27 protein-coding genes and 2 tRNA genes are annotated in these 26,892 nt (G+C 69.0%); 16 read left to right on the forward strand and 13 right to left on the reverse strand.

Annotated features, from left to right (window positions below):
- Positions 1-24: 24 nt before the first annotated feature.
- From ACFSCV_RS01205 to cobF, 4 genes are all read left to right on the forward strand, one after another.
- Entirely contained in the window at positions 25-579 is a 555-nt protein-coding gene (locus ACFSCV_RS01205; protein ID WP_378796201.1) for a tripartite tricarboxylate transporter TctB family protein, read from the forward strand.
- 18 nt (positions 580-597) lie between these two features.
- Positions 598-2,124, forward strand: a complete 1,527-nt coding sequence (locus ACFSCV_RS01210) for a tripartite tricarboxylate transporter permease (protein ID WP_378796203.1) — start codon at positions 598-600, stop codon at positions 2,122-2,124.
- A gap of 82 nt (positions 2,125-2,206) precedes the next feature.
- Positions 2,207-2,282: transfer RNA gene (locus ACFSCV_RS01215), tRNA-Lys, on the forward strand.
- Positions 2,283-2,465: 183 nt separating this feature from the next.
- Positions 2,466-3,236: a precorrin-6A synthase (deacetylating) gene (cobF, locus tag ACFSCV_RS01220; protein WP_378796205.1), complete on the forward strand. Its 771-nt coding sequence runs from the start codon at positions 2,466-2,468 to the stop codon at positions 3,234-3,236.
- Here the strand turns inward: cobF and ACFSCV_RS01225 are convergent.
- The 3 genes from ACFSCV_RS01225 to ACFSCV_RS01235 form a co-directional block, all read right to left on the reverse strand.
- A complete protein-coding gene (locus ACFSCV_RS01225; protein ID WP_378796207.1) occupies positions 3,203-3,898 on the reverse strand; it encodes a DUF6064 family protein in 696 nt (231 codons plus the stop codon). The genes cobF and ACFSCV_RS01225 overlap by 34 nt on opposite strands.
- On the reverse strand, positions 3,898-4,824 hold the full coding sequence (locus tag ACFSCV_RS01230; RefSeq protein ID WP_378796209.1) for an aldo/keto reductase: 927 nt from the start codon (positions 4,822-4,824) through the stop codon (positions 3,898-3,900). The genes ACFSCV_RS01225 and ACFSCV_RS01230 overlap by 1 nt, the downstream gene beginning before the upstream one ends.
- Positions 4,825-4,939: 115 nt before the next feature.
- Entirely contained in the window at positions 4,940-5,743 is an 804-nt protein-coding gene (locus ACFSCV_RS01235; protein ID WP_378796211.1) for an ATP-binding cassette domain-containing protein, read from the reverse strand.
- A 120-nt stretch (positions 5,744-5,863) separates the two neighbouring features.
- Here ACFSCV_RS01235 and ACFSCV_RS01240 point away from each other — a divergent pair, with 120 nt between their 5' ends.
- A complete protein-coding gene (locus ACFSCV_RS01240) occupies positions 5,864-6,550 on the forward strand; it encodes a DUF2161 domain-containing phosphodiesterase (RefSeq protein ID WP_378796213.1) in 687 nt (228 codons plus the stop codon).
- Here the strand turns inward: ACFSCV_RS01240 and ACFSCV_RS01245 are convergent.
- A tRNA-Thr gene (locus ACFSCV_RS01245) sits at positions 6,538-6,612 on the reverse strand. The two genes, ACFSCV_RS01240 and ACFSCV_RS01245, sit on opposite strands and share 13 nt — an antisense overlap.
- Positions 6,613-6,854: 242 nt before the next feature.
- Positions 6,855-9,380: a TonB-dependent receptor gene (locus ACFSCV_RS01250; RefSeq protein WP_378796215.1), complete on the reverse strand. Its 2,526-nt coding sequence runs from the start codon at positions 9,378-9,380 to the stop codon at positions 6,855-6,857.
- Positions 9,381-9,838: 458 nt separating this feature from the next.
- Here ACFSCV_RS01250 and fabG point away from each other — a divergent pair, with 458 nt between their 5' ends.
- On the forward strand, positions 9,839-10,657 hold the full coding sequence (gene fabG, locus ACFSCV_RS01255; protein ID WP_378796217.1) for a 3-oxoacyl-ACP reductase FabG: 819 nt from the start codon (positions 9,839-9,841) through the stop codon (positions 10,655-10,657).
- 91 nt (positions 10,658-10,748) lie between these two features.
- Here the strand turns inward: fabG and ACFSCV_RS01260 are convergent, their stop codons facing one another.
- The 6 genes from ACFSCV_RS01260 to ACFSCV_RS01285 form a co-directional block, all read right to left on the reverse strand.
- Entirely contained in the window at positions 10,749-12,449 is a 1,701-nt protein-coding gene (locus tag ACFSCV_RS01260; RefSeq protein ID WP_378796219.1) for an alpha-2,3-sialyltransferase, read from the reverse strand.
- Between the two features lie 223 nt (positions 12,450-12,672).
- Positions 12,673-13,107 carry a phage holin family protein gene (locus tag ACFSCV_RS01265; protein ID WP_378796220.1) on the reverse strand — a complete coding sequence of 145 codons (435 nt, stop codon included), beginning with the start codon at positions 13,105-13,107 and terminating at the stop codon, positions 12,673-12,675.
- A complete protein-coding gene (locus ACFSCV_RS01270; RefSeq protein WP_378796222.1) occupies positions 13,107-13,382 on the reverse strand; it encodes a hypothetical protein in 276 nt (91 codons plus the stop codon). The genes ACFSCV_RS01265 and ACFSCV_RS01270 overlap by 1 nt, the downstream gene beginning before the upstream one ends.
- Positions 13,383-13,534: 152 nt before the next feature.
- Positions 13,535-14,248: a glutathione S-transferase N-terminal domain-containing protein gene (locus tag ACFSCV_RS01275; protein WP_378796224.1), complete on the reverse strand. Its 714-nt coding sequence runs from the start codon at positions 14,246-14,248 to the stop codon at positions 13,535-13,537.
- Positions 14,249-14,358: 110 nt separating this feature from the next.
- On the reverse strand, positions 14,359-15,078 hold the full coding sequence (locus tag ACFSCV_RS01280) for an anti-sigma factor (RefSeq protein ID WP_378796226.1): 720 nt from the start codon (positions 15,076-15,078) through the stop codon (positions 14,359-14,361).
- Positions 15,075-15,629, reverse strand: a complete 555-nt coding sequence (locus ACFSCV_RS01285) for a sigma-70 family RNA polymerase sigma factor (protein WP_378796228.1) — start codon at positions 15,627-15,629, stop codon at positions 15,075-15,077. The genes ACFSCV_RS01280 and ACFSCV_RS01285 overlap by 4 nt, the downstream gene beginning before the upstream one ends.
- 225 nt (positions 15,630-15,854) lie before the next feature.
- Here ACFSCV_RS01285 and ACFSCV_RS01290 point away from each other — a divergent pair, with 225 nt between their 5' ends.
- Complete coding sequence (locus ACFSCV_RS01290; RefSeq protein WP_378796230.1) at positions 15,855-16,640, forward strand: DUF4394 domain-containing protein; 786 nt, start codon at positions 15,855-15,857, stop codon at positions 16,638-16,640.
- Positions 16,641-16,841: 201 nt separating this feature from the next.
- Positions 16,842-16,994 (forward strand): hypothetical protein, encoded by a 153-nt coding sequence (locus ACFSCV_RS01295; protein WP_378796232.1) that lies wholly within the window; start codon positions 16,842-16,844, stop codon positions 16,992-16,994.
- A 134-nt stretch (positions 16,995-17,128) separates the two neighbouring features.
- On the opposite strand, the gene ACFSCV_RS01300 is transcribed toward ACFSCV_RS01295, so the two are convergent.
- Positions 17,129-18,832, reverse strand: a complete 1,704-nt coding sequence (locus ACFSCV_RS01300) for an MFS transporter (RefSeq protein WP_378796234.1) — start codon at positions 18,830-18,832, stop codon at positions 17,129-17,131.
- 333 nt (positions 18,833-19,165) lie between these two features.
- Here ACFSCV_RS01300 and ACFSCV_RS01305 point away from each other — a divergent pair, with 333 nt between their 5' ends.
- The gene (locus tag ACFSCV_RS01305) at positions 19,166-19,525 is read left to right on the forward strand and encodes a hypothetical protein (protein WP_378796236.1); all 360 of its coding nucleotides are present in this window, start codon (positions 19,166-19,168) and stop codon (positions 19,523-19,525) included.
- Here ACFSCV_RS01305 and rlmB read toward each other — a convergent pair.
- Complete coding sequence (rlmB, locus tag ACFSCV_RS01310; protein ID WP_378796238.1) at positions 19,503-20,339, reverse strand: 23S rRNA (guanosine(2251)-2'-O)-methyltransferase RlmB; 837 nt, start codon at positions 20,337-20,339, stop codon at positions 19,503-19,505. The genes ACFSCV_RS01305 and rlmB overlap by 23 nt on opposite strands.
- A gap of 221 nt (positions 20,340-20,560) precedes the next feature.
- Between rlmB and ACFSCV_RS01315 the strand changes: the two genes are divergently transcribed.
- The 7 genes from ACFSCV_RS01315 (at position 20,561) to dxr (ending at position 26,855) form a co-directional block, all read left to right on the forward strand.
- Positions 20,561-21,592, forward strand: coding sequence for a 30S ribosomal protein S2 (locus tag ACFSCV_RS01315; protein WP_271201381.1), 1,032 nt, complete (start codon positions 20,561-20,563; stop codon positions 21,590-21,592).
- A 103-nt stretch (positions 21,593-21,695) separates the two neighbouring features.
- Positions 21,696-22,625, forward strand: a complete 930-nt coding sequence (gene tsf, locus ACFSCV_RS01320) for a translation elongation factor Ts (protein ID WP_378796240.1) — start codon at positions 21,696-21,698, stop codon at positions 22,623-22,625.
- A 19-nt stretch (positions 22,626-22,644) separates the two neighbouring features.
- Entirely contained in the window at positions 22,645-23,370 is a 726-nt protein-coding gene (pyrH, locus tag ACFSCV_RS01325) for a UMP kinase (protein WP_378796242.1), read from the forward strand.
- 41 nt (positions 23,371-23,411) lie between these two features.
- Positions 23,412-23,972, forward strand: coding sequence for a ribosome recycling factor (frr, locus tag ACFSCV_RS01330; RefSeq protein ID WP_378796244.1), 561 nt, complete (start codon positions 23,412-23,414; stop codon positions 23,970-23,972).
- Positions 23,973-24,043: 71 nt separating this feature from the next.
- Positions 24,044-24,808, forward strand: a complete 765-nt coding sequence (locus tag ACFSCV_RS01335; protein ID WP_378796246.1) for an isoprenyl transferase — start codon at positions 24,044-24,046, stop codon at positions 24,806-24,808.
- Positions 24,805-25,662 carry a phosphatidate cytidylyltransferase gene (locus ACFSCV_RS01340; RefSeq protein ID WP_378796248.1) on the forward strand — a complete coding sequence of 286 codons (858 nt, stop codon included), beginning with the start codon at positions 24,805-24,807 and terminating at the stop codon, positions 25,660-25,662. Before ACFSCV_RS01335 ends, ACFSCV_RS01340 begins: the two co-directional genes overlap by 4 nt.
- A complete protein-coding gene (gene dxr / locus ACFSCV_RS01345; protein WP_378796250.1) occupies positions 25,656-26,855 on the forward strand; it encodes a 1-deoxy-D-xylulose-5-phosphate reductoisomerase in 1,200 nt (399 codons plus the stop codon). The genes ACFSCV_RS01340 and dxr overlap by 7 nt, the downstream gene beginning before the upstream one ends.
- Positions 26,856-26,892 lie beyond the last annotated feature (37 nt).

Raw genomic sequence — 26,892 nt, forward strand, 5'->3', positions numbered from 1 at the left:
CCGTCAAAGGGCCTCATCATGCAAGTGAACACTCGTGACGCCGCGGCGGGCGGCATCTTCATCGCAATCGCCGCGGTCTTCGCGCTGGGCACGATGGATCTCACCATCGGCACGGCGCTCCGCATGGGGCCGGGATACTTCCCGCTTCTGCTCGCGGGCGTGCTCGGCTTGCTCGGCGTGATCATCGTGATCAAGTCGATCGGACGCCCGCCCGTCGACATCGGCGCCGTGCCGTGGCGCGGCGCCTTCATGATCCTGATCTCGCCGATCGTGTTCGGATTGACGATCCGCTGGCTGGGCCTCGCCCCGTCCGTCGCCCTCGTGGTCGCGATCTCCGCCTTTGCGAGCCGTCGCTCGACGGTCAAGCTCGCGGTCGCGCTGACGCTGACGCTGACGCTGTTCTGCGTGATCGTGTTCCAGCGCTGGCTCGGCCTTCCGGTCCCCGTGTTCAACGGCCCGTTCGCTCCGCTCAATCCCTATTTCGACGTGGCCTACGCCCCGATCGGAGCCGCGTTCTCCGCGATCGGCTCCATGATCGCCGGCGTCGTCGCCGCGATCCGCGGCCTCTTCGGCGCGTGAGCGGAGGAAACTGAGACCATGGATATCCTTTCGTCCGCCTCCGATCTCATCTCCAACCTCGCTCTCGGCTTCGGCACGGCCGCCTTGCCGGTCAATCTCGCCTTCTGCTTCGCTGGGGTGCTGCTCGGCACGCTGATCGGCGTTCTTCCGGGCATCGGCCCGACCGCGACCATCGCGATGCTGCTGCCGATCACCTTCAACTTCGAGCCGGCGACGTCGCTGATCATGCTCGCCGGCATCTACTACGGCGCGCAGTACGGCGGCTCGACCACCGCGATCCTGATCAACCTGCCCGGCGAGAGTTCGTCGGCGGTGACCGCGATCGACGGCTACCAGATGGCCAAACAGGGCAGGGCGGGCCCGGCGCTTGCGACGGCCGCGCTCGGATCGTTCTTCGCCGGCTCTGTGGCGACGGTCCTGATCGCCCTGTTCGCGCCGCCCCTCACCGAGGTCGCGCTGAAGTTCGGGCCGGCGGAGTACTTCTCGCTGATGATGCTCGGCCTCGTCGCCTCGGTGGCGCTGGCGAGCGGATCGGTGATCAAGGCGCTCGCCATGGTCGTCGTCGGCCTGCTCCTCGGCCTCGTCGGCTCCGACGTGAACACCGGCGCCCAGCGCTTCACGATGGGCTTCCTCGAACTGGCGGACGGCCTCAACTTCGTCGCGGTCGCGGTCGGCGTGTTCGGCATCGCCGAGATCCTCCGCAATCTCGAGAACGAGTCCGACCGCGAGGTGATGGTCAAGAAGGTCACGAACCTCTGGCCGTCGAAGGAGGACTTCAAGGCGATGGTCGCGCCGGTGCTGCGCGGCACGGCCCTCGGCTCGGTGCTGGGCATTCTTCCGGGCGGCGGCGCGGTGCTGTCGTCCTTCGCGGCCTACACCGTCGAGAAGCGGATCTCGAAGACGCCCGAACGCTTCGGCAAGGGCGCCATCGAAGGCGTCGCGGCGCCCGAATCGGCGAACAACGCCGGCGCCCAGACCTCGTTCATCCCGATGCTGACGCTTGGCATCCCGGCCAACCCGGTGATGGCGCTGATGATCGGCGCGATGATCATCCAGGGCATCCAGCCGGGGCCGAACGTCGCGAGCGAGAAGCCGGAGCTGTTCTGGGGCCTGATCGCCTCCATGTGGGTCGGCAACCTGATGCTGGTGCTGCTGAACCTGCCGCTGATCGGGCTGTGGGTCCGGCTGCTGACGGTGCCTTACACCATGCTGTTCCCGGCGATTCTCGCCTTCTGCGCCATCGGCGTCTACAGCGTGAACTCCAACGCCTTCGATCTCTATGCGGTCGCGGCGTTCGGCCTGCTCGGGTACGTGCTGGTGAAGCTCGAATGCGAGCCGGCGCCGCTTCTGCTCGGCTTCGTGCTCGGGCCGATGCTGGAGGAGAATCTGCGCCGCGCCATGACGATCTCGCGCGGCGATCCCTCGGTGTTCGTCACGCGCCCGCTCAGCGCCACGCTGCTGGTTCTCGCGGTGCTGGTGTTGGTTATCACCTTCCTCCCCTCGGTGCGCGCCAAGCGCGAAGAGGTTTTCCAGGAAGACGCATAAACGGGGCTGGACAGGCGCGGGGGCGTTTGGTACACCCCGCGCACTTCAGCGATGCGGCGTCCCGCCGGTCACTTTGACTTTCGGGCGCATAGCTCAGTTGGTAGAGCAGCTGACTCTTAATCAGCGGGTCCTAGGTTCGAGCCCTAGTGCGCCCACCAAGTCCTTCTTGGTGTTCCTGCCGCATCCTCAAGTCGCCCCCGCCAATGCGGGCCGGCTTTCCCGAAGACGAACGAAGACATGGCCGGCGACCGCAAGGTCGCCGTCATTGCTTTAAGGCGAGCCGTCGATTCGTGACGGCCGTCGCGCTCCAAGGCGCGCGCGAGCGGACGCGGGAGGGCGGCGTGACCAAGCGGATCAAGATCATCGGCATCGGAGCCGGCGATCCGAACTACCTGACCGTCCAGGCCATCGACGCCCTCAACGAGGTCGACGTCTTCTTCCTGATGGACAAGGGTCCATCCAAGGACAAGCTCATCTCCATCCGCCGCGAGATCTGCCGCCGGTTCATCCGGCCGGACCGCGCGCACCGATTCGTCGACGCCGCGAGCCCCGAGCGCGAGCGCGACGCCGCCGACTACGCCGCCAGCATCGACGACCTCAACGCCCGCAAACAGGCGGTGTTCGAGCGCCTGATCGGTGACGAGCTTCGCGACGGCGAGTGCGGCGGATTCCTGACCTGGGGCGACCCCGCGCTCTACGACAGCACGATCCGGATCGTCGGCGACATCGCGGACAGCGGCCGGCATGAAATCGACTGGGAGGTCATCCCAGGCGTCACCAGCCTGCAGGCGCTGGCGGCGAAGCACCGGACGACGCTGAACACGGTCGGCCGCGCCGTCGAGATCACCACCGGGCGCCGCCTGAAGGGCTTCTCCGAGGACGCGGACACGATCGCCGTCATGCTCGACGCCGAGCACGCCTACCGGCGGCTCCAAGGCGAGGACGTGGAGATCTTCTGGGGCGCCTATGTCGGGACGGAGGACGAGATTCTCGTCTCCGGCCGCCTGAGCGAGGTCGCGGACGAGATCGAGCGCGTCCGCACGGAGGCGCGCGCTCGCCACGGCTGGATCATGGACAGCTATCTGCTGCGCAAGCGCTCGCCCGAGGCCTGACGGGAGCGCCCGCCGAGCGCGAGGGCGGCGAGAAACAGCGCCGCGGTTCCGAGCGGCGCGGCGGCGGCGGCGTCGCCGAGCGTCCACAGCGTCATCCCGGCGTAGAGGCACCACGCCAGCGGGACGAGTCCGAGCGCCAGCGCGAGTCGGCGCCGCAGCGGCAGCAGCGCCCCGAGCGTCGCGATCGCTGTCGGCTCAGACATGACCGCGAAGGTCTCCGCGCTCGCGAGCGAGCGGCCGTCGAGCGGCGCGAGGAGCGGATAGGCGACGACCGCGACGGCGATCAGGAGGAGGGCGGTCGCGCGCCGAAGCGCGCTCGGCATCGACAGGGGCGCGCGGAGCGCGGCGCCTGCCGCGACCAGCGCCACGGCCTCGGCCGCGAAGCCGAGCGCCGCATAGGCGGCCGCCCAGTTGATCGCGGCGTAGCGCTGGCCGAGGAAGCTCCACCCGACCCAGCCGACGATGACGCCGAGCGCCGCGAGCGCAAGCCGCGCGTCGCCGTCCCGGCCCCGCCAGACGGCCGCGAGCAGGACGAGGCCGAGCAGGAGCCCGACGAGCTGCAAGGGCCACAGCGCCGCGTTGTGCGTCTCGATCAGCCGTTCATAGACGCGGGGCGAGAACAGCAGGAAGTCGGACGGCCGATAGGTCCACCACTCCGACATCAGAGATCGGCGATGTGCGCCGCGATCCGGGCGCGCATCGCCTCGTCCGGCAGCGGGCCGGAGGCGGCCGCGAGGTTCTCGCGCACATGCGCGACGCTGGTCGTCGCCGGGATGGCGCAGGTCACCGCGGGGTGGGCGACGATGAACTTGAGGATGAGCTGCGCCCAGGTCGTCGCGCCGAGCTCGGCGGCGAAGCCCGGCAGCGGTTCGCCCTCCAGCGCCTCCGTCAGACGGCCCTGCCGAAACGGACGGTTGACGATGACCGCGACGCCGCGCTCGCCTGCGAGCGGCAGCAGGCGTTTCTCGGCCTCGCGGTCGAGAGGATTGTAGGTGAGCTGGACGAAGTCGAGCGGCGTCGACGCGAGGATCGTCTCGAGCTCGCTGTGGCGCCGGCCTTCCGAGGTGGTGACGCCGACATAGCGCAGCGCGCCGCGCTCCTTCATGGCCCGAAGCGTCTCGAGATGCGCCTCCCACGCCAGCAGGTTGTGGACCTGCAGCAGGTCGAAGCGCGGCACATCCCAGAACCGCCGCGTGGCCTCGATCTGCGCCGCGCCGTCACGGCCCGAAGAGGTCCAGACCTTTTCCGCCGAGAACAGCATGTCCGGGCGCCCGAGCTTGCGCAGGCCATAGCCCACGACCGGCTGCGCCGAACCATACATCGGCGAGGAATCGATCATGCGGCCGCCGCCGGCGAAGAACGCCTCCATGACCGCCGCGCATTCGTCACGCAGCGTCCGGTCCTCTCCGACGTTGAACGTGATCCACGTGCCGAGGCCGACGGCGGGAATCCGCTCGCCGCTGGACGGGATGGGTTTCGCGAGAGGCGCGGCCGCCGCGGCGAGGCGAGGCCGCAGCGCCGACGTGGCGGCGAGCGCGCCTGCGCCGACAAGCGCGGCGCGGCGGCTGACATGACGGGGCGACGTCATCGGCGGCTCCCTGGCGATGTCCGCCGCGTCCGGAGCGCGGCGTCTCAGGACATGGGACGTTTCGGCCGCGCGTCCCGTCCCGCCGGCGCACGATCGCGCGAGCTTAGGCGGCCGTTCAGGCCGCGAAGCAGACCGGGACGCCGGTCGTCGGGTGCGGGATCACCTCCATCTCGACCTCGTAGATCGCGGCGAGGCGGGCCTTCGTCATGATCTCGTCCGGTCCCCCGCGCGCGATCAGGGCTCCGCGGCGCAGCGCCGTGAGCTCGTCGCAGAAGCGCGCGGCCATGTTGACCTCGTGGAGCACCACGATGACGCCGAGGCCGTGCTCGACGCTGAGCTTGCGCACCAGCGAGAGCACCTCGATCTGGTGGGCGATGTCGAGCGCCGAGGTGGGCTCGTCGAGCAGCAGCCAGCGCGCTTCCTGCGCGACCAGCATCGCAAGCCAGACCCGCTGGCGTTCGCCGCCCGACAGTTCGTCGACCATGCGGTCCGCGAATCCCACGGTGTCGGTCAGCTCGAGCGCGCGGGCGATGGCCGCGCGATCCGCCGCCGTCACCCGGCCGAGCGCGCCGTGCCAGGGATAGCGGCCGAGCGCCACCAGCTCCCGCGCGGTCAGGCCTGCCGCGGTCGGCGGCTGCTGCGGCAGATAGGCGATCTGGCGCGCGAAAGCGCGCGCGCCCCAGACGTCGATCGGCTGGCCGCCGAAGCGGATCGAGCCGCCGGAAGGCGTGTTCTGCCGCGCCAGCAGCTTCAGCAGCGTCGACTTTCCGGAGCCGTTGTGGCCGATAAGCCCCGTGACGCGGCCGGGCGCGAACGCCGCGGTGAGCGGCGCGAGCAGCGTCCGGCCCTCGATCGCGAAGGTGACGCCGTCGAGTTCGAAAGCCGCGCTCCCCGTTGGGTCGCCCTGCAGCCGCGCCATGTGGTCGTCTCCGCTTCTCGGCCAATCGCCTCAGTCTTCGAAGCCACAACCCACGCCGCGCCGCAAGGTCGAAGTGACGCGGCGGAAGCGCCGGGGGACCCGCGCCGGTAGAATGGCGCGATGGAAACGAGTCTCTACGCGCCGGTGAAGGCCTTCCTCGAAGACCTCGGCTTCGCGGCCAAGGGCGAGGTCGGCGGCTGCGACGTGCTGGCGGTCAAGGCCGGCGATCCGCCGGTCGTGGTGGTGTGCGAACTGAAGCGGCGGTTCAATCTCGAACTGCTGCTGCAGGGCGTGGACCGGGCGGGCGCCTGCGACGAGGTCTGGCTCGCGGCCGAGATCGGCGAGCGAGGAGGGCGCGAGCGCGACCGGCGCTTCCGCGACCTGTGCCGTCGGCTCGGTTTCGGCCTGCTCGGCGTCGACCGGAGCGGCGCGGTTCATCCGTTGCTCAGCCCCGCCGCGCCGCATCCCCGGCGCGAGCCGAAACGGCGCGCGCGTCTGCTCGACGAGTATGAGCGCCGCCGCGGCGACCCGACGCTCGGCGGCGGCTCGCGCGCGCCGATCATGACCGCCTACCGGCAGCAAGCGCTGCTCTGCGCCGCCGCGCTGTCCCGCGGAGCGGCCCGACCACGCGATCTGCGGGCCGCGGCGCCGCAGGCGGCGTCGATCCTGCTGCGCAACGTCTATGGCTGGTTCATCCGCACCGAGCGCGGCGTCTACGCGCTCACCGACGCCGGCCGTGAAGCGCTGGTCCGATGGCCGCAACAAGCTCCCGACGATGCGGGCGCCGATGGCGCTGGTGCCGGTTGAGGGGATCGAACCCCCGACCTTCGGTTTACAAAACCGCTGCTCTACCGCTGAGCTAAACCGGCGAAGTTACCTTTTTACTCGTCTTCTCAAAGGCTTGGTCTGATCTGGCACGGTGCAGGTCGATTGTCCTGCGCCGTATTTTGCGACCAGCCGTTCGCCGACGAGGACGCACGGATTTCGCCCGAACGCCAACGTGGGTCAAGTGCCGTCCTGCCGCTAGGCCCGTGCGCCCCCGAACAAAAAAGCCCGCGGCGAGGAGGCTCGCCGCGGGCTGGTGCGTCACGCGGGGGGCGCCCGCGCCGCGTCAGTTCTTGGTGACGAGCACCGGAGCCGCCTCGGCGCCGAACTTCATGTTCACGCCGGCGTAGATCGACAGCGGACGCGCCGGGGTCTGCGAGCGGGGGTCCTCAAGACCGAGGAAGCCGATGTCATCGGTCTCGAAGAAAGTGCCGTAGGTGGAGTACTTCTTGTCGAACAGGTTCCTCACGCCGCCGAACAAACGGAGCTGCTCGGTGACCTGATACGACGTGTTGACGTTGAATACGGCGTATCCCGGGAGCTTCTTGTTCTGGTTCGACTCGTCGCCGAGATAATACTGGCCGCTCATGATGACGGCGTCGGCGCCGACGGTCCATTTCGGGGTGACGCGGAAGGCGCCGCCGAACTTGAGCTGGTGATCCGGGATGCCGGTCAGACGGTCGCCTTTCCGGACCTGGATTTCGCCGTCTTCCGGATCCGCGATCCGCGCGGCGACGCGATCATCGTCATCGTCATCGTCGTCTTCGCCATATCCGGCGGATGCCGGGTTGTTCGGCGAGGCCAGGTTGATCGCCTTGCGGAACGTGGCGTCGACATAGGAGTAGTTGGCGTAGAGCGCCCAGCGTTCGGCCATGAACTGCGCGGACACCTCGATGCCCTGACGACGGGTGCGGCCGGCGTTGAGGAAGTAGCCGCGCCCGGTGATCTCGCTCGGGACGTTGAGGATGTCGTCCTTGTTGTTCGAGCGGTAAAGCGAGGCCGACCAGTTCAGCGCGCCGCCGGCGAAGTCCTGACGGCCGCGGAAGCCCACCTCGCCTGTGCGCGTGATCACCTGATCCAGCGGGGGATCGGACACCAGCGTCGACTCAAGCGGGCAGGGGATCGCCGGATTGGAGCAGCCGAGCTCGAGCGCGGTCGGCGCGCGGTTCGATTCCGAATAGGAGGCGAAACCGGTGATCGCGGGTGTGATCTTGTAGGTCAGGCCGCCCATCGGGTTGAAGCGGTGGAACGTGTGGTTGCCGTCGAGATTGGGGCCGAACACCTCGCCGTCCTCGTCGAGCGGCGAGAAGCGGCTCTTGTCGTTGAGGATGAGCTTGGCATGGTTCCAGCGGCCGCCTACCGTCGCAGAGAGCTTGTCGGTGACGTCGAAGGTGTTGATCGCGTAGAGGCCGATGTAGTGGTTCTTGGCGGTGAGGTCGACCGGGAGAATGCCGCCAGGAATAGTCGTGTAGTAGAACTGGCCGGTCTCGATGCACTGCAGGTTCTGCGGAATGATGCAGAGTTCGCTCCAGCCCCTGAAATCGGTCTTGCCGAAGTCATAGGCCGCGCCGATCACGAAATGGTTCTTGTGTCCGAACAACTCGGACTGGTTGGTGGCCTGCAGCGTGCCGCCCGCCGAATGCGTGCTGATGCGCGAGCGCTCGATCGAGCCGGGCGTGGAGCCCGGGCCGAAGTCGTCCTCGTCGCCGAAGATGTTGTCGATCGGACGGCCGGTCACCGGATCGCGAACGACCAGACGGTCGGCGTTCTCAGGCTCGTTCGCCTCATCGCCGTCGAAACCGTAGTCGTCGCCCTCAAGGCAGAGCTTTCCGGCGTAGGGGCCGTCTTCCGGGCAGGGCCGGATGTCGGTGTCGTTGCCGTCGACGCGCTTCGACTTGTAACGCCGGTAGTAGGCGTTGGCCTGCAGGGACCAAGCGTCGGTCACCTCGAACTTGCCCTGCAAGTTCAGCATTCCCATCGTGTTGTCGTTGATCTGGTCGCCGGTATAGACGTTGCGGCGACGCTGCTCGAGCAGTTCGAACGGCGTCGGGCCCACAACGCCGAGGCTGGAGTCCGCGTAGGTGAAATTGAGGTGGATCTCGGCGCGGTCGGTCCTGTAGCCGATATCGCCGAACACCCGCTTCACATTCGAATCGGAATAGTCGCGCCAGCCGCCGTCACGGCCGCCTTCGAGCGCGATGTAGCCGGCCCAATTCCCGTACTGAGCGCCCCACTGCGCGGAACCGCGCCGCTCGCCGAACGAACCAATCTGCGCCTCAAGCTCGACGCCCTGGAAGGTGAAGCCGCTCTTGGTCTGGAAGCTGAGGGCGCCGCCGAGCGCGTTCAGGCCGAACACCGGGTTGTTCGTCCAGATGTCGACGCTGTCGATCGCGACCGAGGGAATGAACTCGAAGTTGACCGTGTCGCCGAACGCCTCGTTGACGCGCACGCCATTCTGGTAGACGGCGAGGCCCTGCGGCGCGCCGTTCTGCTGCGATGCCTGGAAGCCGCGGAAGAACAGCTCCTTGTTGAACGGATTGCCGGTGACGTCGGAGAGGTTGACGCTCGGCGAAACGCGGGAGATGCCATCCTGAACCGTGAGGCTGTTCGCCCCACGGAGCTGATCCGAGGAGATGGACTGGACGTTGCCCGGCACCTTGTCACGGTCGAGGCCGTCGCCGCCGAGCGGCGTGGTGCCGATGACGTCGATCTCCGGCAGGGCGATGGTGTCCTGCGCCGCCACGGGCGCCGCCATGGCCAGCGCCAGCCCGGACGCGCCGAACGCCATGGCGCGTACAAATTTCAGTCGCATAAATGTTCCCCCGACTCACCGGATCGTGACGAGAATGTCCAGCTTTCGCCGGTTTAAGGCCACTTTCTGAAGGCGCGCAATTATTTCCCGGGGGCTCGGGTAGGTTTGGAAATATATGATGCGCCTAAGCAACAAAAGATAATAAGCATAACATAATAATTTGAGACTTCTTTTGCCGCCTTAGTCGGGCGGTCGGCGGCGCGCAGGCGCTGTTGCGAACCCTCGACGCTCGATCGCATGGCTCTACGAGACCGGTCCGGTCGGGCCGGTCTCTAGAGGACATGCGGGAGAGCCCGTCCGGGGTTATCTCCTGACCGCCGCCGGCGGCGGAAGCCTCCGGCATGCTGAGAGGGTCGACGGACCGGTTCCGTCAGAGATCGCGCGCTCCTGAAAGTAGTTTTCTGCGCGTTCCAAGTGAACCGCGCGAAGCCCGCACGTTTACAACGCGTTGCGGATCGATGAATCTCGGGCCGCGGAACAAGTTTCACGAGGGGCAGGGCGGCTTCATGGCGGCGACAGGCGGGGTGGCGATCGTCACCGGCGGATCGAAGGGCATCGGGAAGGGCGTCGCGCGCGGCTTCGCCGAGGCCGGCTACCGCGTTCTGGTGGTGGCGCGGGACGTTGCGCAGGCCGACGCGACGGCGCGCGAGATCGGGAACGGGGCGAGCGGATTTTCGGCCGACGTGGCCGATCCGGCCGCGACGGAGGCCATGGCGGCCGCGGCGCTCGATCGCTACGGCGCGATCGACGTGCTCTGCGCCAACGCCGGGATCTTTCCGGCGGCCAAGCTCGGAGAGATGACGGCCGCGGACTTCGACCACGTCATGAACGTCAACCTCAAGGGCACGTTCCTGACCGTCACCGCCTGCCTGCCGGCCATGAAGGCGGCCCGGCGCGGCCGGATCGTTCTGACGTCGTCGATCACGGGACCCATCACCGGCTACCCCGGCTGGGCGCACTACGGCGCGAGCAAGGCGGGACAGCTCGGCTTCATGCGCACCGCAGCGATCGAGCTCGCGCCATGGAACATCACGGTCAACGCCGTGATGCCGGGAAACATCCTGACCGAGGGCCTCGACGGGCTCGGGCAGGACTACCTCGACAAGATGGCGGCCTCGATCCCGATGCGCAGGCTCGGCGGGGTGGAGGACATCGCCGCGGCGGCGCTGTTCTTCGCGAGCGATGGCGCGGCCTACGTCACCGGCCAGACGCTGGTGGTCGACGGCGGCCAAGTGCTGCCGGAAAGCATCGGCGCGCTGGAGGCGATGGACGGCTGAAGACGAAAGAGACCCGGAGCGCGGGAGCGCGTCCGGGTCTCTGGATCGGCGTCTGAGGCGTCGCGCGCGACGCCTCCTCGATCGCGTCAGGTCAGGCGGAGGCCACCAGGGTGACCGGGCTCGCCGCGGCCAGCGCCTTCTGCGCCTGCGTCTTCTTCAGGTGCTTCTCCAGCACGGAGATGGCGTCCTCGCCATAGAGCTCCTTGATCAGCGTGAAGGCCTCGATCGACTGCGACCGCAGGAACGAGATCACCATCACCTTCTGGTCTTCGGTCAGGAACTTGAACCACAGCTTCTCGAGCAGGACGTATTCGGAGTTCGGCTCCTTGAACCGGCCCCACGGCTTGACGCCGACGAAGTGCAGCACCGCGATCTCGTCGAGATCGAACAGGATCGGCAGTTCGCGGTGGAGCCGCTTCAGGGTGTTGTATTTGCGGTCGAGAACCGTGAAGTCGTCGAAGAAGCGGTTGAGGAAGCCCTGGTCGCCGCCGTCGGAGGACGCGATGTCGCGCAGGGTGCCGAGCATGGCGCTGAAAAGCTCGGGGCTCGGCTGACACACGAACACGCCGCTGTTGAAGCCGCCGTCGGACATGTTGATGCCGGTGTCCGGCGCCGCCGCGAAGCGGTCGTGATCGAACAGGTTGTCGATGTTCTTTAGCACCACGACGTCGGCGTCGAGGAACACCGCCTTGTCGAGATAGCTCAGCCCGAACACGTTCAGCTTGGTGTAGGTCGTCGCGAAGCGGCGCTTGTTGCGCGCCAGCTTGTTCGGGTTGTCGATGTTTTTGACCACGCAGGCGTGGGCGTTCTTCAGCCCGTCGCAGAGGTCGGCGTCTTCCGGCGCCACCATGGCGATGAGCGGAATGTCCGTCTGCTCCGCCAGCGAATTGGCGAGCGCCCACAGGCCGAACTGGAACGAGCGGTTCACGTAGGTGACGTAGGCGACCTTCTCTTCCTTGCCGGTCACCGAGTTGGTGCGCAGGGCGAAGGTCGGCTCACGCTCGGCGCCTTCGGCAAGCTTGGCCGGCTCGATGATGCGGCGGAAGCCGCCCTGCGGGCAGGGCTCCGGCTTGCGCAGGATCTCGGCGAGATCGACCGGGCATTTCTGGCTCCAGATCTTCGCGTCGGGGAACATCCGCGCGCAGAGCTCGAGGTAGCGGATGTCCATGGAGAGCGAATGCTTCTCCTCGTAGCCGCCGCGGTAGTCCTTCTCCTTCAGGTGGACGCGGACGTCGTCCGGAATGTTGAAGAAGTAGCGGTTGTTGGCATCCATATAGAAGTCGATGCCAACGAGATGGATGTCGCGGTAGCCGAGCGCGAGCGCGGTCGCGAGCATCTGCATGCCCTGCGTGGGGAGCGGGCGCGACATCAGCGGACGCCCGAGCTCCGAGACCGTACACATCATCGCCCAGTGGTCGAGCTGGGGCGTCAGCACGTCGTTGTACGAGCCGCCGAACTCGTTGTTGTCCTCGGGGATCACGAACGGGCAGCAGAATGCGCCGAACGTGTACTCGCCCGACATCTTGATCTTGCGCAGCCGCTCGTGCAGGTGCTTGTTGTAGACGGACCAGAAGTACAGATCGACGTGCCGGTTAAATCTGTATTCCGCCTCGAGGAAAAACCAGTTGCACCGGAAGACGTAAGCGTCTTTGGGCAACTTTGAGTAGTCGACTTCCGAAACGCTCGGCCCGTTGCCGACGATGATGACGGACTCGCTGCGGCCGCCAAGTATCTGGCGAGCCTTTTCCAATTCGCTGCTGTGCGACAACATCGAATATCGCGGCGTGACCATTACGACCCTCGGTTCATGGAAGCGGAGGCCGAGGCATAGCACGAGGTCGCAGGGGTGTGAACTAGGGGGAAGCCTGATGCGCAGGCATGCGCAACGAACGTTCACAAGCGTTGCGCGCGTTTTTTTGTGCAGTGCGGCAGAGCGCCTCACCCGGCGCGAATCTCCGCGCGCCGTGATCAGCGGGCGGAGATTCGCGCCGGCGCCGGGCCTTCGATGCGGCCGTTCAGAGCTTGCGGCCGAGCACGATTCCGGCGAGCGCGGCCAGCAGGACGATGTTGAGGCTTTTCGCCCGGCCTCCGCCCGTCGTCGCGGTGTTGGGAGCGACGGCTTGGGAGACGGAAGCGCCGGCGGCCTGCAGTTCGGCCCGCACCCGGTCGACAACGGGAGCCCGGGCCTTGCGCCGGGGACGCCATGTGGCCGCCCATGCGCAGAGCGCCGCTATGACCACCAGCACGCCCCCGATGACGCCGGCGGCGCCCGCCGCCCCGAAGCGCGGCTCGATCAGCACCCCGATCGCGACCAGCAGCGCGCCGACGCCGAACAGCGCGAGCACGGCCGCGACCGCGAACAGCACAGCCATGCGCTTGAGGCGGCGGATGCGCAGCCCGATGTCGAGTGTGGCGAAGCCCAGGCCTGCGTTGAGCAGGACCTTCCACATCAGCGACGTCCGATCACGCCGACGACATAGCCGACGCCGAGGGCGATCAGCACGGCGGTCAGGGGATTCTGCTCGATCGACGCGCTGAGCTCGTCGGCGGCCGAGACCGCGGTGTCGCGCGCGGAGGTGGCGGCGTTCTCGGCCGCGGTCTTCGCCGTGGCGGCGCCGTCCGATACGAGGGTCGACAACGTGTCGGCGAGGCGGGCGACGTCCTCCTTCAGCGCGGCGATGTCCCGCTCGAGCGCGGCGGGGCCGGTTCCGGTGGTCTCGGACATGTTGCGTTCTCCAGATTGTGCGCCTGAGCGCAGGTTCCGCCGCGCTCAGGTCGTTACATGGCTCAGGCGAGCCGTATTGCGAGACGCCGGCGTTCCGCGACGTCTGGACGCGGACGCAGAACGCCGGCGCGCGGGGGTGGTTCCGGGCCGTCTCAGCCGGCGCGGGCGCGCTGGCCGAACAGCACCTTCTGGGCGTCCTTGTCGGCGGCGAGATCCATTGGCGGCTCATCCACCTTGACCGCCAGCCCGCGCGCGACGGCGGGGCGCACGAACATCAGGTCGAGCCAGCGCTTCACATGGGGAAACTCGGCGATGTCCTGGCCCTGCCGCTCCCAGAGCTTGGCCCAGCCGACGACGGCCATGTCCGCGATCGAGTAGTCGCCGCAGATGAACTCGCGGTCCTTCAGGCGCCCGTTCAGCACGCCGTAGAGACGGTTGGTCTCGTTGGTGTAGCGCTCGATCGCGTAAGGCACCTTCTCGGGCGCGTAGGCCCGGAAATGGTGGGTCTGGCCGAGCATCGGACCGAACCCGCCCATCTGCCAGAACAGCCACTCGTCCACCTCGACCCGGCGGCGCTCGTCGGAGGGATAGAACTGTCCGGTCTTGCGGCCGAGATACTGCAGGATGGCGCCGGACTCGAACACCGAGATCGGCGCGCCGTCCGGTCCGGCCGGATCGACGATCGCCGGCATCTTGTTGTTCGGCGAGATCGCGAGGAACTCGGGCTTGAACTGGTCGCCCTTGCCGATGTTGATCGGCCGGACGACGTAGGGCAGCCCGCATTCTTCGAGCATGATCGTGACTTTCCAGCCGTTCGGGGTCGGCCAGTAGAACAGCTCGATCGGCGCGGCGGCGGCTTCGGCCATGGCGGCTTCCTTTCGATGGGCGGTCCCGCGGGAGCGCGGGGCGTGTCGCGGCCAAAGCTATCCGCTCCCGCGCTTCGGGCAAGCCGCGCCGGCGCACGGTCCGCCCGGCGTCAGCGCGGCGGCTCGGCGTAGCCCTTGAAGAGGATCGGGCCGGTCGGCCGCCCCGTCGGCGAACCCGAGGCCGGTTCAAGGGTGATCTCGTAGAGCTGCCGGGGCTTGGGAGCGGGCAGGCGGACCGGCTGCAGCCGCGCCTGACGGTTGTCCTGCATCAGGCCGATCGAGACCGGGCCCGTCTGCGGGTCGGGAAGCGTCCACACCTGAAGGGCGCGGCCCGAGGGAATCCGCACGTCGGCGATCGGCGCCACATGGGCCGAGTTGTCGGCGAACACCTCCACGACGGCGCCCGGCGTCGAGTCGGCGCTGAGCAGGACCGCGATCACGACCGGCGTGCGGGGCGCGTCCACCCACGCCGGGCCGAGCGCGACCGCCAGAGCGACGCTGGCGGCCGCCCCGGCGAAGCCGACGCCACGCCAGAGCGTCAGGCTGTTCCATATGCGGGCCGCGAGCCCGGACGCCGCGACGGGACGGGCAGGGGACCTGCGCGGAGCGTCGTCGAGCCGGGCCTCGATCCGGCGCCATAGGTCCAGCGACGGCTCGATCGGCTCCGCGGCGCGGTCGAGATCATGCAGGCGCTCGCGCCATCTGCCGACCGCGGCGGCGAAGGCGGGGTCGTCCAGAAGGCGGCGCTCGAGCGCGTCCGCCTCCTCCGGCGCGAACAGGCCGAGCGCGTACTCGCCGGCCTGGAGGTCGAGGTCCTCGCGCGCGCTCACGTCATGCACTCCTTCAGCGCGATCAGCGAGCGGCGGATCCACGTTTTGACGGTCCCGAGCGGCGCGCCGAGCCGCTCCGCGATCTCGCCGTGGCTTAACCCTGCCACATGCGCCAGCAGCACGCTCGTGCGCGGCTTGGCGTCGAGCCGCGCCAAGCAGCGGCGCAGCGCGCTCTCGGCGGAAAGCCGCGCGAAGGCGTCGTCCACGTCCGTCTGCGCGTCGGCGTAGGACTGCAGCTCCAGGTCCTCGACCGGCACATGGCGCTCGTCGCGAAGGTGGCTCAGCGCGCGGTTGCGGACGACGGCGTAGACCCAGCCGCGCCCCGTTCCCCGCGCCGGATCGAAACTCGAGGCCCGCCGCCAGATCTGAACGAAGGCGTCCTGAACAACCTCCTCCGCCACGTCGGCCCGCCGCACGATGCGCCGCGCCAGCGCGAGCAGCGACGGTCCCTCCATCTCGAACAGCCGGCGCAGCGCCGCGCGGTCGCGCTCGGCGCAGGCGGCGAGCAGTTCGGCGACGGAATCGCGGTCGGGCGAATGCGGGGCGGTCATCGGTCTCACAGGCGCGGCGGGGATGCGGAACCGGCCCCCGATCGCCGATGCGGGCGCCACGCCCTGTGTACTCGCGAGGCTCGTCTCCGGATGTGCGATCGACCGCTGGATACCGCTCACGAAAACGAGACCTCTTCCGCTGCATCCGGACATGCGCCGCCGAGGGTAGGGCGAGTATCCGCGCGGCGACGAAGCCGGCGGGGCAAACGAAACAGGAGACGCTCCATGACGCTTCGCGCCCTCGGCATCGCGGCCGCCCTCGGAACCGCGGCCTTCGCCACCCCCGCCGCGGCCGACACGCTGATCGCCCTGGTCGGCGGCTCCTCGCTCGCGATGGTAGATCCGAAGGCGGGCAAGATCACCGGCGCGGTCGCCGTGTCCGGCGCGGCCGATCTCGTCGGCATCGACGTGCGGCCCGCGGACGGCCTGCTCTACGGCGTCACCGCCGGCGGCGACATCGTGACGATCGACCCGAAGACCGGCGCGGCCATGAAGAAAAGCGCCCTGAGCGAGAAGCTTCCCGCCGGGGCCAAGGTGACCGTCGATTTCAATCCGGCCGCCGACCGCCTGCGCATCCTCACCGACGGCGGCGTCAGCCTTCGCGTCAACGTCGACGACGGCAAGGCGATCGTCGACGGCTCGCTGAAGTTCGCCGAGACCGACATGCACAAGGGCGAGACGCCGAACGTGGTCGCCGGCGCCTACACCAATTCGATCAACGGCAAGAAGGCGGAGAAGACCGGGCTGTTCAACATCGACGCCACCATTCCGGCGCTCGTGAAACAGGCTCCGCCCAACGACGGCGTCCTTTCCGCCATCGGCAAGATCAAGGCGAAGCTGGCGGAGCCCATCGCCTTCAACATCGTGGCCGGCGAGACCGGCAACGTCGGCTGGCTGATGACGGGCGACACGCTCTACTCCGTCGACCTGTCCTCGGGCGCCACGACCGAGGCCGGGCGGATCGAAGGCGCGAAGGACGTGATCGACATCGCCTGGTGGCCGGCGAGCTGACCCCGCGGCCGGATCGCTCGGCGCTTCGGCGTCCGGGCGATCCGGGTATCGCGCCATGCGGAACTGGAGGCGACCGCCTTCAGCCATGCAGACGGGAGATGTCAGACCTTCGTCTAAATCGCTTCCGCATTGGCATCTGGCATGCCAAATGTCCGGTCAAGAAAGCGCTGACCGCGCAGACCTTTGATCAGGACGACACCCATGACCACCGCTTCGCTCGCCGCCGCCGCAACCCGCTCGACCGGCCTGGTCGGCGCCATCTTCGCCCGCGCCTGGCTCGAGATCGTCGCCTTCTTCGAGGAGGCCCACGCCGCGAACGTCCGGACCGGCAAGACCGAGCCGTTCGGGCTCTGACGAGCCGGGGCCATCCGGGCCCCTTTGCGGACGAAACAGGAAAGGCCCCGCCGGCGACCGGCGGGGCCTTTCTTGTCCTGCGCAGAGCGGACCGGAGGAAGGGCGGCCGCGACCGGCCGGCCCCTTCCGGGCGCTCAGTTGTAGTTCTGGATGTCGACGTCCTTGGTCTCGCGGACGAACAGAACGCCGATCACCACCGTCATCAGCGCGAAGCCGATCGGGTACCAGAGGCCGGCGTAGATGTCGCCGGTCGAGGCGACGATCGCGAACGAGGTCGCCGGCAGCAGGCCGCCGAACCAGCCGTTGCCGATGTGGTAGGGCAGCGACATGGCGGTGTAGCGGATGCGTGTCGGGAAGAACTCGACGAGCGCGGCCGCGATCGGGCCGTAGACCATGGTCACATAGAGCACCATGACGGTCAGGATCGCGATGATCTTCAGCGCCTGCGGATTGCCGAGGGCGGAGAAGAAGCCGGTGATCTTGACCTTCTCGGCGTCGTTCGCGGCGGGGTAGCCGGCGGCGACGGCCGCTTCGGAGACGGTCTTGGGGAAGGCCGCGGCGTCGGTGAACGGCACCTCGGTCCCGTTGACCGTCACCTTGAACGGCGCGCCGGCCGGAGCGTCCACCTTGGTGTAGCGCAGCGCCTGTTGCGACAGCGTGCGGCGTGCGACGTCGCAAGGCGCCGTGAACTTGCGGATGCCGACGGGGTCGAACAGGTTGCCGCAGGTCGCGGGGTCGGCCGAGACCTCGATCTTAACGTTCTCGAGCGCCCGCTCGTATTTGGGATTGGCGACCGATGTCAGGGCGCTGAACAGCGGGAAATAGGTCAGCGCGGCGATGAGGCAGCCGGCGAGGATCACGGGCTTGCGGCCGATCCGGTCGGACAGCGCGCCGAAGAACAGGAACGCCGGCGTGCCGATGATCAGCGACCAGGCGATCAGCACGTTGGCCGTCAGCAGGTCGATCTTGAGAATGTTCTGGATGAAGAACAGCGCGTAGAACTGGCCCGTGTACCAGACCACCGCCTGGCCCACGACGAGGCCGAACAGGGCGATCAGCACGATCTTCGAGTTCTTCCACTGACCGAAGGCCTCGGACAGCGGCGCCTTCGAACGGGTGCCTTCCTCCTTCATCTTCAGGAAGGCGGGCGACTCGTTCATCTGCATGCGGATGTAGATCGAGATCGCCAGCAGGATGATCGAGCCGAGGAACGGGATGCGCCACCCGCCCTGCAGGCCGAAGAACAGCGGGAAGCTGGTCTGGAACGCCTCCTCGCCCATGCCGAGGCGCAAGCTGACGATCACCGCGAGCGAGAGCAGCAGACCGAGCGTCGCCGTGGTCTGGATCCAGGCGGTGTAGAAGCCGCGGCGCCCGACCGGCGCGTGCTCGGCCACATAGACCGCCGCGCCGCCGTACTCGCCGCCCAGCGCGAGGCCCTGAAGCATGCGGAGCGCGATCAGGATCACCGGGGCGAGCCAGCCGATCGCCGCGTAGCTCGGCAGCAGGCCGACGAGGAACGTCGAGGCGCCCATGATCACGATGGTGACCAGGAAGGTGTACTTGCGGCCGACGAGGTCGCCGAGCCGGCCGAACACCAGGGCGCCGAACGGGCGCACCAGGAAGCCCGCGGCGAAGGCCAGCAGCGCGAAGATCGCCTGCGTCGCCGGTTCGAAGGCGGAGAAGAACTGCTTGCCGATGATCACGGCGAGCGTGCCGTACAGGTAAAAGTCGTACCATTCGAAGATGGTGCCGAGCGAGGAGGCCAGAATGACCTTCTTTTCTTCTCGCGTCATCGGCCGCGGCGGCGCGGCGGCGGCGGTCGTGCTGGCGACGGACATGGGCGTTCACCTCGGTTGAATGCGCGCGTCGGCGCGCGCTCGAACGGACGCCGCTCTGGGGCGGCTTGGAAAGCTTGGACTTTCGGAGCCGGCGGCCTGGCAGACCGGACCCGCCGACACTTGCGGCGCGACGCCCGTCGCGCCCTTCCCCCCTGAAGCGCCCCTTTGGCAGAGGCTTGTCCTGTTGCGGCGACCACGGCGTCGCGGGCCTGCGGCCCTTGGCGCACAATATTGCAGACCATAGATACGTGAGACCGGATAGAGGCGTCGATCAGACAAAAGATGAAAGACCGTTTCAGAAATCCTTTGTGCACAGCATTGTTATCGGCGGCGATGGCGCTCGCCGGCGTTTCGGCCGCCGGCGCCATCGAACGGCCGAAGTCGATCATCGCCGAGCCCTATGAGCGGAGCCCGCGCGCGATCACGCGGCCGGCCGGACGCGCGGACCGGGACTGGCGGCGCGGCCGCCGCACGCCGGAGATCCGGATGACGCCGCAGCCGCGGGCGGCCGCGCCGCTGGAGGCGCCGCGCTACGACGGCCAGGGGCGCCGGCTGAACGTGCCGGGACGGCCGGACACCTACGATCAGATCGGCCGCGCGAACCAGGGCCTGCGGCGGACCCCGCCGGTCTATTCGAGCCCGACCGTGCGCACCGACGCCGGCAGCCGGATCAACCAGCTCGCTCCGCGCTGAACGGCTTCTCCCGCCGGACGCTGTGCAGCGCGATCGCGGCGGCGTTCGAGACGTTGAGGCTCTTGATCGCGCCCGGCATGTCGAGGCGCGCGAGGGCGTCGCAGGTCTGACGGGTCAGCTGCCGCAATCCCTTGCCTTCGGCGCCGAGCACCAGCGCGACGCCGCCGTCGCCGAGCGGCGTGGCGTCCAGCGTCTCGGGTCCTTCCGAATCGAGCCCGACGCGGCGGAAGCCGCGCTCACCCAGCGTTTCGAGCGCGCGCGCCAGATTCTGGACCAGCACCAGCGGGACGTGCTCGAGCCCGCCGCTCGCGCTCTTCGCCAGCACGCCGGTCGCCTCCGGGCTGTGGCGCGCGGTGGTGACGATGGCGTCGACGGCGAAGGCGGCGGCCGTGCGCACGATCGCGCCCACATTGTGCGGGTCGGTGATCTGGTCCAGCACCAGAACGAGCCCGTCTTCGGGAATCGTCTTCAGCGTCGGGATCTTCAGCGCTTCCGCTTCGAGATAGAGCCCCTGATGGACGGCGTCGGGCGTCAGCAGCCGGTCGATCGCCCCGGGTCGCACGATCTCGGGCTCCACGCGCGTCGCGACGCCGGCCTCGGCGAGGCGGGCGAGGGCGTTTTCGGTCGCCATCAGCCGGATGATCCGGCGCTTCGGATTCGAGAGCGCCTCCACGACGCTGTGAAAGCCATAGAGCGTCACCGGGCCGTCGTGGTCGCGCGGGAAGTCCCGCTGCGGACGGTCCGGTCCGCGCCGGGGCCCGCGGTTCGCCCACGGCCTGGAGTCGGAGCGGTCGGGACGGCGGGGAGGGCGCATGGGAAGGGCCGGGCGTTTGGGGGAGGTCGGCCTTACTTCTCACGGGGAGGGCGCAACGGCAAACGCGGCCTCCGACGCCTTGCCTTGGGCCGGCCTTTGCGCCTATAAGCCGCGCCATCCCACACGCGGGTTAAGCGGCGACAACCAAGCCGCTCCGGCGCCGGGCTCGAAGGTCGAGCTCCGGTGAGCTCCCGCGGAGGCAACCGGAAAGATTGACGACGATGGCTCTTCCTGACTTCACCATGCGCCAGCTGCTCGAGGCCGGCGTGCACTTCGGCCACCAGGCCCACCGCTGGAACCCGAAGATGGCACCCTACATCTTCGGCGCCCGCAACAACATCCACATCATCGACCTCGCCCAGACCGTGCCGCTGCTGCATCGCGCGCTGCAGGCCGTCTCGGACGTCGTCGCCGGCGGCGGCCGCGTGCTCATCGTGGGCACCAAGCGCCAGGCCGCCGACGTGGTGGCCGACTCGGCCCGCCGCTCGGCGCAGTACTTCGTCAACGCCCGCTGGCTCGGCGGCATGCTGACGAACTGGAAGACCATCTCCGGTTCGATCCAGCGCCTGCGCAAGCTCGAGGAGATGCTCTCCGGCGAGGCCCACGGCTTCACCAAGAAGGAGCGCCTGACGCTGTCGCGCGAGCGCGACAAGCTCGAGAAGACGCTCGGCGGCATCAAGGACATGGGCGGCCTGCCCAACCTGATCTTCGTGATCGACACCAACAAGGAGCAGATCGCGGTGCAGGAGGCTCGTCGCCTCGGCATTCCGGTCGCGGCCATCCTCGACACCAACTCTGACCCCGAAGGCATCACCTATCCGGTGCCGGGCAATGACGACGCTGGCCGCGCGCTCGCGCTCTACGGCGACCTGATCGCCCGCGCCGCGATCGACGGCATCGGCCGCAGCCAGGGCGACCTCGGCGTCGACCTTGGCGCTCAGGACGAGCCGCTGATCGAGGAGCTCCCGGCGGAAGGCCCGGAGGTCGCGGAAGTCGCCGACGCTCCGGTCGAGGCGTTCGAGCTGCTCGCCGCCCCGCGCGGCGCGCCGGACGATCTCGCCAAGCTCTCGGGCGTCGGCCCGCAGCTCGAGCAGAAGCTCAACGAGTACGGCGTCTACCACTACTGGCAGATCGCCGCGATGACCCCGGCCGACGTCGCCAAGGCGGACGCGGACCTGAAGCTGAACGGCCGCTTCGATCGCGAGGGCTGGGTCGCGCAGGCGCGCGAGCTGCTCGCCGGCCTGGCCGCCTGACGAACGCCTCCCTCCGGCGCGCCCCCGATCGCGGCGGGCGCGCCGAACGAGCCGCTCATTCCGCCGCCCGTCGTTCGGGCGGCGCACGATTTTAGAGGACGATATGGCCAACATCACCGCAGCCATGGTGAAGGAGCTTCGCGAGAAGACCGGCGCCGGCATGATGGACTGCAAGAACGCGCTGGGAGAGGTCGACGGCGACATCGAGGCCGCCGTCGACTGGCTGCGCAAGAAGGGTCTCGCCAAGGCCGCGAAGAAGGCCGGCCGCGTCGCCGCCGAGGGCCTCGTCGCGCTCGCCGTCGAGGGCCCGAAGGGCGTGGCGGTCGAGGTTAATTCCGAGACCGATTTCGTCGCCCGTAACCCGGAATTTCAGGACATGGTCGCGACCATCGCGACTGTCGCGCTCTCGACCGGCGGCTCCGACGTCGCGGCGATCGAGGCCGCGGCCTATCCGGGCGGCGGGACCGTGTCGGAGAAGATCCAGGCGACGATCGGCAAGATCGGCGAGAACATGACGCTGCGCCGCGCCGCCGGCCTGTCCGTTTCCGCCGGCGTCATCGGGACCTACGTCCACGGCCAGGTCGCGCCGAACCTCGGCAAGATCGCCGTGCTCGTCGCGCTCGAGTCCGAGGGCAAGGCCGAGCCGCTGACGGCTCTCGGCAAGCAGATCGCGATGCACGTCGCCGCGACCAATCCGCAGGGCCTCGACGCGGCCTCGATCGATCCCGCGATCGTCGAGCGCGAGAAGGGCGTTCTGGCCGAGAAGGCGCGCGAAGGCGGCAAGCCCGAGAACGTGATCGCCAAGATCGTCGAGAGCGGCATCAAGACCTTCTACAAGGAGGCTACCCTGCTCGAGCAGCCGTTCATCCATGACGGCTCGAAGACCGTCGCCCAGGCCGTCAAGGCGGCCGAGGCGGAGGTCGGCGCGCCGATCAAGCTGACCGGCTTCGTGCGCCTGGCGCTCGGCGAGGGCGTCGAAAAGGAAGAGAGCGACTTCGCCGCCGAAGTCGCCGCGGCGGCCGGCGCGAACTGAGCCGGCCGGGGCCGCGGCCATGACCGCTCCGTCGGAGCCCGCCTACAAACGGGTGCTCGTCAAGGTCTCGGGCGAGGCCTTGATGGGCCCCCAGGGCTTCGGCCTCCATCAGCCGACCGTCGACGCCATCGCGGCCGACATCGCCGCGACCCACGCCCTCGGGGTGGAGGTCGCGGTGGTCGTCGGCGGCGGCAACATCTTCCGCGGCGTGCAGGTCTCGTCGCAGGGCGTCGACCGGGCGACCGGCGACTACATGGGCATGCTGGCGACGGTCATGAACGCGCTGGCGCTGTCCGCGGCCATCATGCGCACCGGCACCCAGTCGCGCGTGCTTTCGGCGCTCGACATGCCGGCGGTGTGCGAGACCTACACGAGGCCGAGGGCGCTCGCCCATCTCGACCGCGGCCGCGTGGTGCTGTTCGCGGCCGGGACGGGCAACCCCTTCTTCACGACCGACACGGCGGCCGCGCTGCGCGCGATCGAAACCGGGTGCGACGCGCTGCTCAAGGCGACGCAGGTGGACGGCATCTATTCGGCCGACCCCAAGAAGGACCCGACCGCCACCCGTTTCGACCGGCTGACCCATGACGAGGTGCTGCATCGCGACCTCAAGGTCATGGACGCGGCGGCCTTCGCGCTTGCGCGTGAGAACGCGCTTCCGGTAATCGTCTTCTCCATCCACGAGCCGGGATCGATCCCCGCCGTGGTCAGCGGCCGCGGACGCGCAACGATCGTCGCGAGCTGAGAGGCGGACGAACCGCCCGAACCTCAAGGACCTTGAAGCCCATGTCCGGATCCTTCGACCTCGACGACATCAAGCGCCGCATGAACGGCGCGGTGACCTCGCTCAAGGGCGACCTCGCCGGCCTGCGCACCGGCCGCGCCTCCGCGAACCTTCTCGACCCGGTGGTCGTCTCCGCCTACGGCGCCGAGATGCCGCTCAACCAGGTGGCCACCGTCAGCGTTCCCGAGTCGCGGATGCTGAACGTGCAGGTGTGGGACCGCTCCATGGTGGGCGCCGTCGAGAAGGCGATCCGGGAGGCCAATCTCGGCCTGAACCCGATCACGGAAGGCCAGCTCCTTCGCATTCCGCTGCCCGAGCTGAACGCCGAGCGCCGTAAGGAACTGGTCAAGGTCGCTCACAAGTACGCCGAGAGCGCCCGCGTGGCGGTGCGCCACGTTCGGCGCGACGGTCTGGACACGCTGAAGAAGTCGGAGAAGGACGGCGACATCAGCGAGGACGATCAGGTCCGCTTTGCCGATCAGGTCCAGAAGGCGACCGACGCCGCGATCGTCGAAGTCGACCAGGCGCTCGTGGCGAAGGAAAAGGACATCCTTCAGGTGTGACGTCCGCGGTCCCGCGCCGACGGCTGAGCGCGGGCTGTGATGGCTTGACCCTTCAAACGGCTCCGGGCGCGATGCTTCCTACCGATCCGCCACGCTGGACCCTCGAGGCCGCCGGAACGACGTCCGAGCCTTCCCACGTCGCGATCATCATGGACGGCAACGGGCGCTGGGCCGCATCGCGCGGCCTGCCGCGCGTCGAGGGCCATCGGCGCGGCGTCGAGGCGCTCCGCAGGGCGGTCGAAGCCGCGGGCAAGGCCGGCGTCCGGTATCTCACGGTCTACAGCTTCTCGTCCGAAAACTGGTCCCGCCCGCAGGACGAGGTCATGGACCTCATGAACCTCCTGCGCATCTTCGTCCGGCGCGACCTCGCCGAACTGCATCGGTCGAACGTGCGGGTCCGGATCATCGGCGAGCGTTCCGGCCTTCCCGCCGACATCGAGGCGCTGCTCGAAGAGGCCGAGACGCTCACCCGGCGCAACGACGGCCTGACGCTGGTCGTCGCCTTCAACTATGGCGGCCGGCAGGAGATCGCTTCGGCGGCCCGCCGCATCGCTGAGGACGTGGCCTCCGGCGCGCTGAGGCCGGAGCAGGTGGACGTCGCCGCCGTGGCCGCGAGGCTGCACACCACGAGCATTCCCGATCCGGACCTTGTGATCCGCACGAGCGGCGAGCGGCGGATCTCGAACTTCCTGCTCTGGCAGTCGGCCTACGCCGAATACGTGTTCCTGCCGATCCACTGGCCCGATTTCGACGGCGCCGCGTTCGACGCCGCGATCGCAGAGTTCCGCGCGCGCGACCGGCGCTACGGCGGTCGTACGGCGCAGGTTCCGGCGTGACCGGGCCGGCGGCGCAGCGCCGCCCCTCCGAACTCGCGCTCAGGACCGTGTCGGGAGTGATCCTCTCGCTCGTCGCGATCGGAATCGCCTGGCTCGGCGGACCGGCGTTCGGCCTGTTCTGGACGCTCGCCGGCTGCGTGGTCGGGGTGGAGTGGGCTTGGCTCGCGACGCCCGACCCCGCCGCCCGCCGGCGTGCGGCGCGCGTGGTGGCGGTCACGCTCGGCGGAGCCGGGGCGCTGTTCACGCTCGGCCGCGAGTTCGGACTGGATGTTGGAGTGACGGCGCCGCTGGCGATGCTTCTCACCGGCGCGGTCGTCGCGGCTGCGATCGCCCGACCCGCGACGGTCGCCGGGCTTGGCGTTCTTTACGGCGCGGCGGTGTTCCTCGGCGCGATCCTGCTGCGCTCCGATCCGGCTGACGGCCTGCTGGCGATCCTCTGGCTGTTCGCGGTCGTCTGGGGCGCGGACGTCGCGGCCTATGCGGCCGGCCGCACGCTGGGCGGACCCAAGCTCGCGCCGGCGCTGTCGCCGAAGAAGACCTGGTCCGGGGCCATCGGCGGCGCCGTGGCGGGCCCGGCGCTCGGAGTCGGCGTCGCGGCGTGGTGGGGCGTCGAAAACCTCTGGCCGCTCGCTGTGGTAGGATTCGCTGTAGCCGTCGCGACCGAGGTCGGCGACCTGTTCGAATCCGGCGCCAAGCGCCGGTTCGGCGCGAAGGACTCCGGCCAGATCATTCCTGGACATGGCGGCGCCATGGACCGGCTCGACGGGTTTCTGGTCGCGGCGACGCTCGCCGCGATCATCGGCCTCTCGCGCGGCGGGCTGGACGCCGCCGCGCAGGGGCTGATGCGGTGGTGAGCGCCGGCGGGGCTGCGCGCAGCGTCACCGTTCTCGGCGCGACCGGATCAGTCGGGCTCGCCACGGTCGATCTGCTGGAGAGGCATTCGGCCCTGTTCGAGGTCGAGGCGGTCGCGGCCCACTCCGACGCCGTGGGGCTCGCGGCGGTGGCCCGGCGCCTTGGCGCGCGCAGGGCGGTGGTCGCGAATCCCGCGGCCAAGCCCGCGCTCGACGCCGCGCTCGAAGGCTCCGGCGTCGCGACCGCGGCGGGGCCCGCCGCGGTGATCGACGCCGCGGCGATTCCCGTCGACTGGACCATGGCCGCGATCTCGGGCGCCGTGGGGCTTGAAGCGACGATCGCGGCCGTGCGCCGCGGCGGCGCGGTCGCGCTCGCCAACAAGGAGTGCCTCGTGTGCGCCGGCGCCGCCTTCATGCGGGAGGTTGGCGCGGCGGGGGCGACGCTGCTGCCCGTCGACAGCGAGCACAACGCGCTGCTTCAGGCGCTTGGCGGCCAGAGCGTCGACGCCGTCGAGGCGATGACCCTGACCGCGTCCGGCGGGCCGTTCCGCACCTGGGAGGCGGCGCGCATCGCGCAGGCTGGCCCTGAGGACGCGTTGCGCCATCCCACATGGTCCATGGGCGCGAAGATCACGATCGATTCTGCGTCGCTCATGAACAAGGGCCTCGAAGTGATCGAGGCGTTTCATCTTTTCGGAGTCGAGGCGGCGCGGCTTCGCGTCGTCGTCCATCCGCAGTCGGTGATCCACGGACTGGTCGCGTTCCGCGATGGAGCGGTGACGGCGGGTCTGGCCTCGCCCGACATGCGGGTGCCGATCGCCCATGCGCTCGGGTATCCGGGCCGGCTCGACACGCCGGCGGCGCGGGTCGATCTCGCACGTCTCGGCGCGATGACGTTCGAGGAGCCGGACCTCGCGCGCTTCCCCGCGCTGCGGCTGGCGCTGGAGGCGCTGGCGGCGGGCGGCGGGGCGCCGGCCGTGCTGAACGCGGCGAACGAGATCGCCGTCGCGGCCTTCCTGGCTCGCCGCATTTCGTTCGGCGGAATAGCCGCTCTCGTCGAGCAGACGCTGTCCGACGCGGCCGGCCGCGGACTGACCGGGGAGCCCGCCACCGTCGACGAAGCGCTCGCCCTCGACGCGGAAGCGCGCGAACTGGCGACGGCGCGCTTGCCAGGGCATGCGCTTCCGGCGCACTAAAGTGCGGGACGGGGCGCGGTCGCGCGCCTTCGCCGAT

Origin of the sequence: Methylopila henanensis (assembly GCF_042681025.1) — a bacterium.
In the GTDB taxonomy this organism is placed as follows: Bacteria; Pseudomonadota; Alphaproteobacteria; order Rhizobiales; family Methylopilaceae; genus Methylopila; species Methylopila henanensis.

Excerpts from the sequence above, each read along its gene's own strand:
- ACFSCV_RS01210 (WP_378796203.1), top strand. The coding sequence starts at position 598 with ATGGATATCCTTTCGTCCGCCTCCGATCTCATCTCCAACCTCGCTCTC.
- fabG (WP_378796217.1), top strand. The coding sequence starts at position 9,839 with ATGAATCTCGGGCCGCGGAACAAGTTTCACGAGGGGCAGGGCGGCTTC.
- ACFSCV_RS01240 (WP_378796213.1), top strand. The coding sequence starts at position 5,864 with ATGGAAACGAGTCTCTACGCGCCGGTGAAGGCCTTCCTCGAAGACCTC.
- ACFSCV_RS01270 (WP_378796222.1), bottom strand. The coding sequence starts at position 13,382 with ATGTCCGAGACCACCGGAACCGGCCCCGCCGCGCTCGAGCGGGACATC.
- frr (WP_378796244.1), top strand. The coding sequence starts at position 23,412 with ATGTCCGGATCCTTCGACCTCGACGACATCAAGCGCCGCATGAACGGC.
- ACFSCV_RS01260 (WP_378796219.1), bottom strand. The coding sequence starts at position 12,449 with ATGGTCACGCCGCGATATTCGATGTTGTCGCACAGCAGCGAATTGGAA.
- tsf (WP_378796240.1), top strand. The coding sequence starts at position 21,696 with ATGGCCAACATCACCGCAGCCATGGTGAAGGAGCTTCGCGAGAAGACC.
- ACFSCV_RS01305 (WP_378796236.1), top strand. The coding sequence starts at position 19,166 with ATGGCGCTCGCCGGCGTTTCGGCCGCCGGCGCCATCGAACGGCCGAAG.
- ACFSCV_RS01275 (WP_378796224.1), bottom strand. The coding sequence starts at position 14,248 with ATGGCCGAAGCCGCCGCCGCGCCGATCGAGCTGTTCTACTGGCCGACC.
- ACFSCV_RS01300 (WP_378796234.1), bottom strand. The coding sequence starts at position 18,832 with ATGTCCGTCGCCAGCACGACCGCCGCCGCCGCGCCGCCGCGGCCGATG.
- ACFSCV_RS01230 (WP_378796209.1), bottom strand. The coding sequence starts at position 4,824 with ATGACGTCGCCCCGTCATGTCAGCCGCCGCGCCGCGCTTGTCGGCGCA.
- ACFSCV_RS01335 (WP_378796246.1), top strand. The coding sequence starts at position 24,044 with ATGCTTCCTACCGATCCGCCACGCTGGACCCTCGAGGCCGCCGGAACG.
- ACFSCV_RS01250 (WP_378796215.1), bottom strand. The coding sequence starts at position 9,380 with ATGCGACTGAAATTTGTACGCGCCATGGCGTTCGGCGCGTCCGGGCTG.
- ACFSCV_RS01315 (WP_271201381.1), top strand. The coding sequence starts at position 20,561 with ATGGCTCTTCCTGACTTCACCATGCGCCAGCTGCTCGAGGCCGGCGTG.
- rlmB (WP_378796238.1), bottom strand. The coding sequence starts at position 20,339 with ATGCGCCCTCCCCGCCGTCCCGACCGCTCCGACTCCAGGCCGTGGGCG.
- ACFSCV_RS01265 (WP_378796220.1), bottom strand. The coding sequence starts at position 13,107 with ATGTGGAAGGTCCTGCTCAACGCAGGCCTGGGCTTCGCCACACTCGAC.
- ACFSCV_RS01285 (WP_378796228.1), bottom strand. The coding sequence starts at position 15,629 with ATGACCGCCCCGCATTCGCCCGACCGCGATTCCGTCGCCGAACTGCTC.
- ACFSCV_RS01235 (WP_378796211.1), bottom strand. The coding sequence starts at position 5,743 with ATGGCGCGGCTGCAGGGCGACCCAACGGGGAGCGCGGCTTTCGAACTC.
- pyrH (WP_378796242.1), top strand. The coding sequence starts at position 22,645 with ATGACCGCTCCGTCGGAGCCCGCCTACAAACGGGTGCTCGTCAAGGTC.
- ACFSCV_RS01295 (WP_378796232.1), top strand. The coding sequence starts at position 16,842 with ATGACCACCGCTTCGCTCGCCGCCGCCGCAACCCGCTCGACCGGCCTG.
- ACFSCV_RS01225 (WP_378796207.1), bottom strand. The coding sequence starts at position 3,898 with ATGTCGGAGTGGTGGACCTATCGGCCGTCCGACTTCCTGCTGTTCTCG.
- ACFSCV_RS01290 (WP_378796230.1), top strand. The coding sequence starts at position 15,855 with ATGACGCTTCGCGCCCTCGGCATCGCGGCCGCCCTCGGAACCGCGGCC.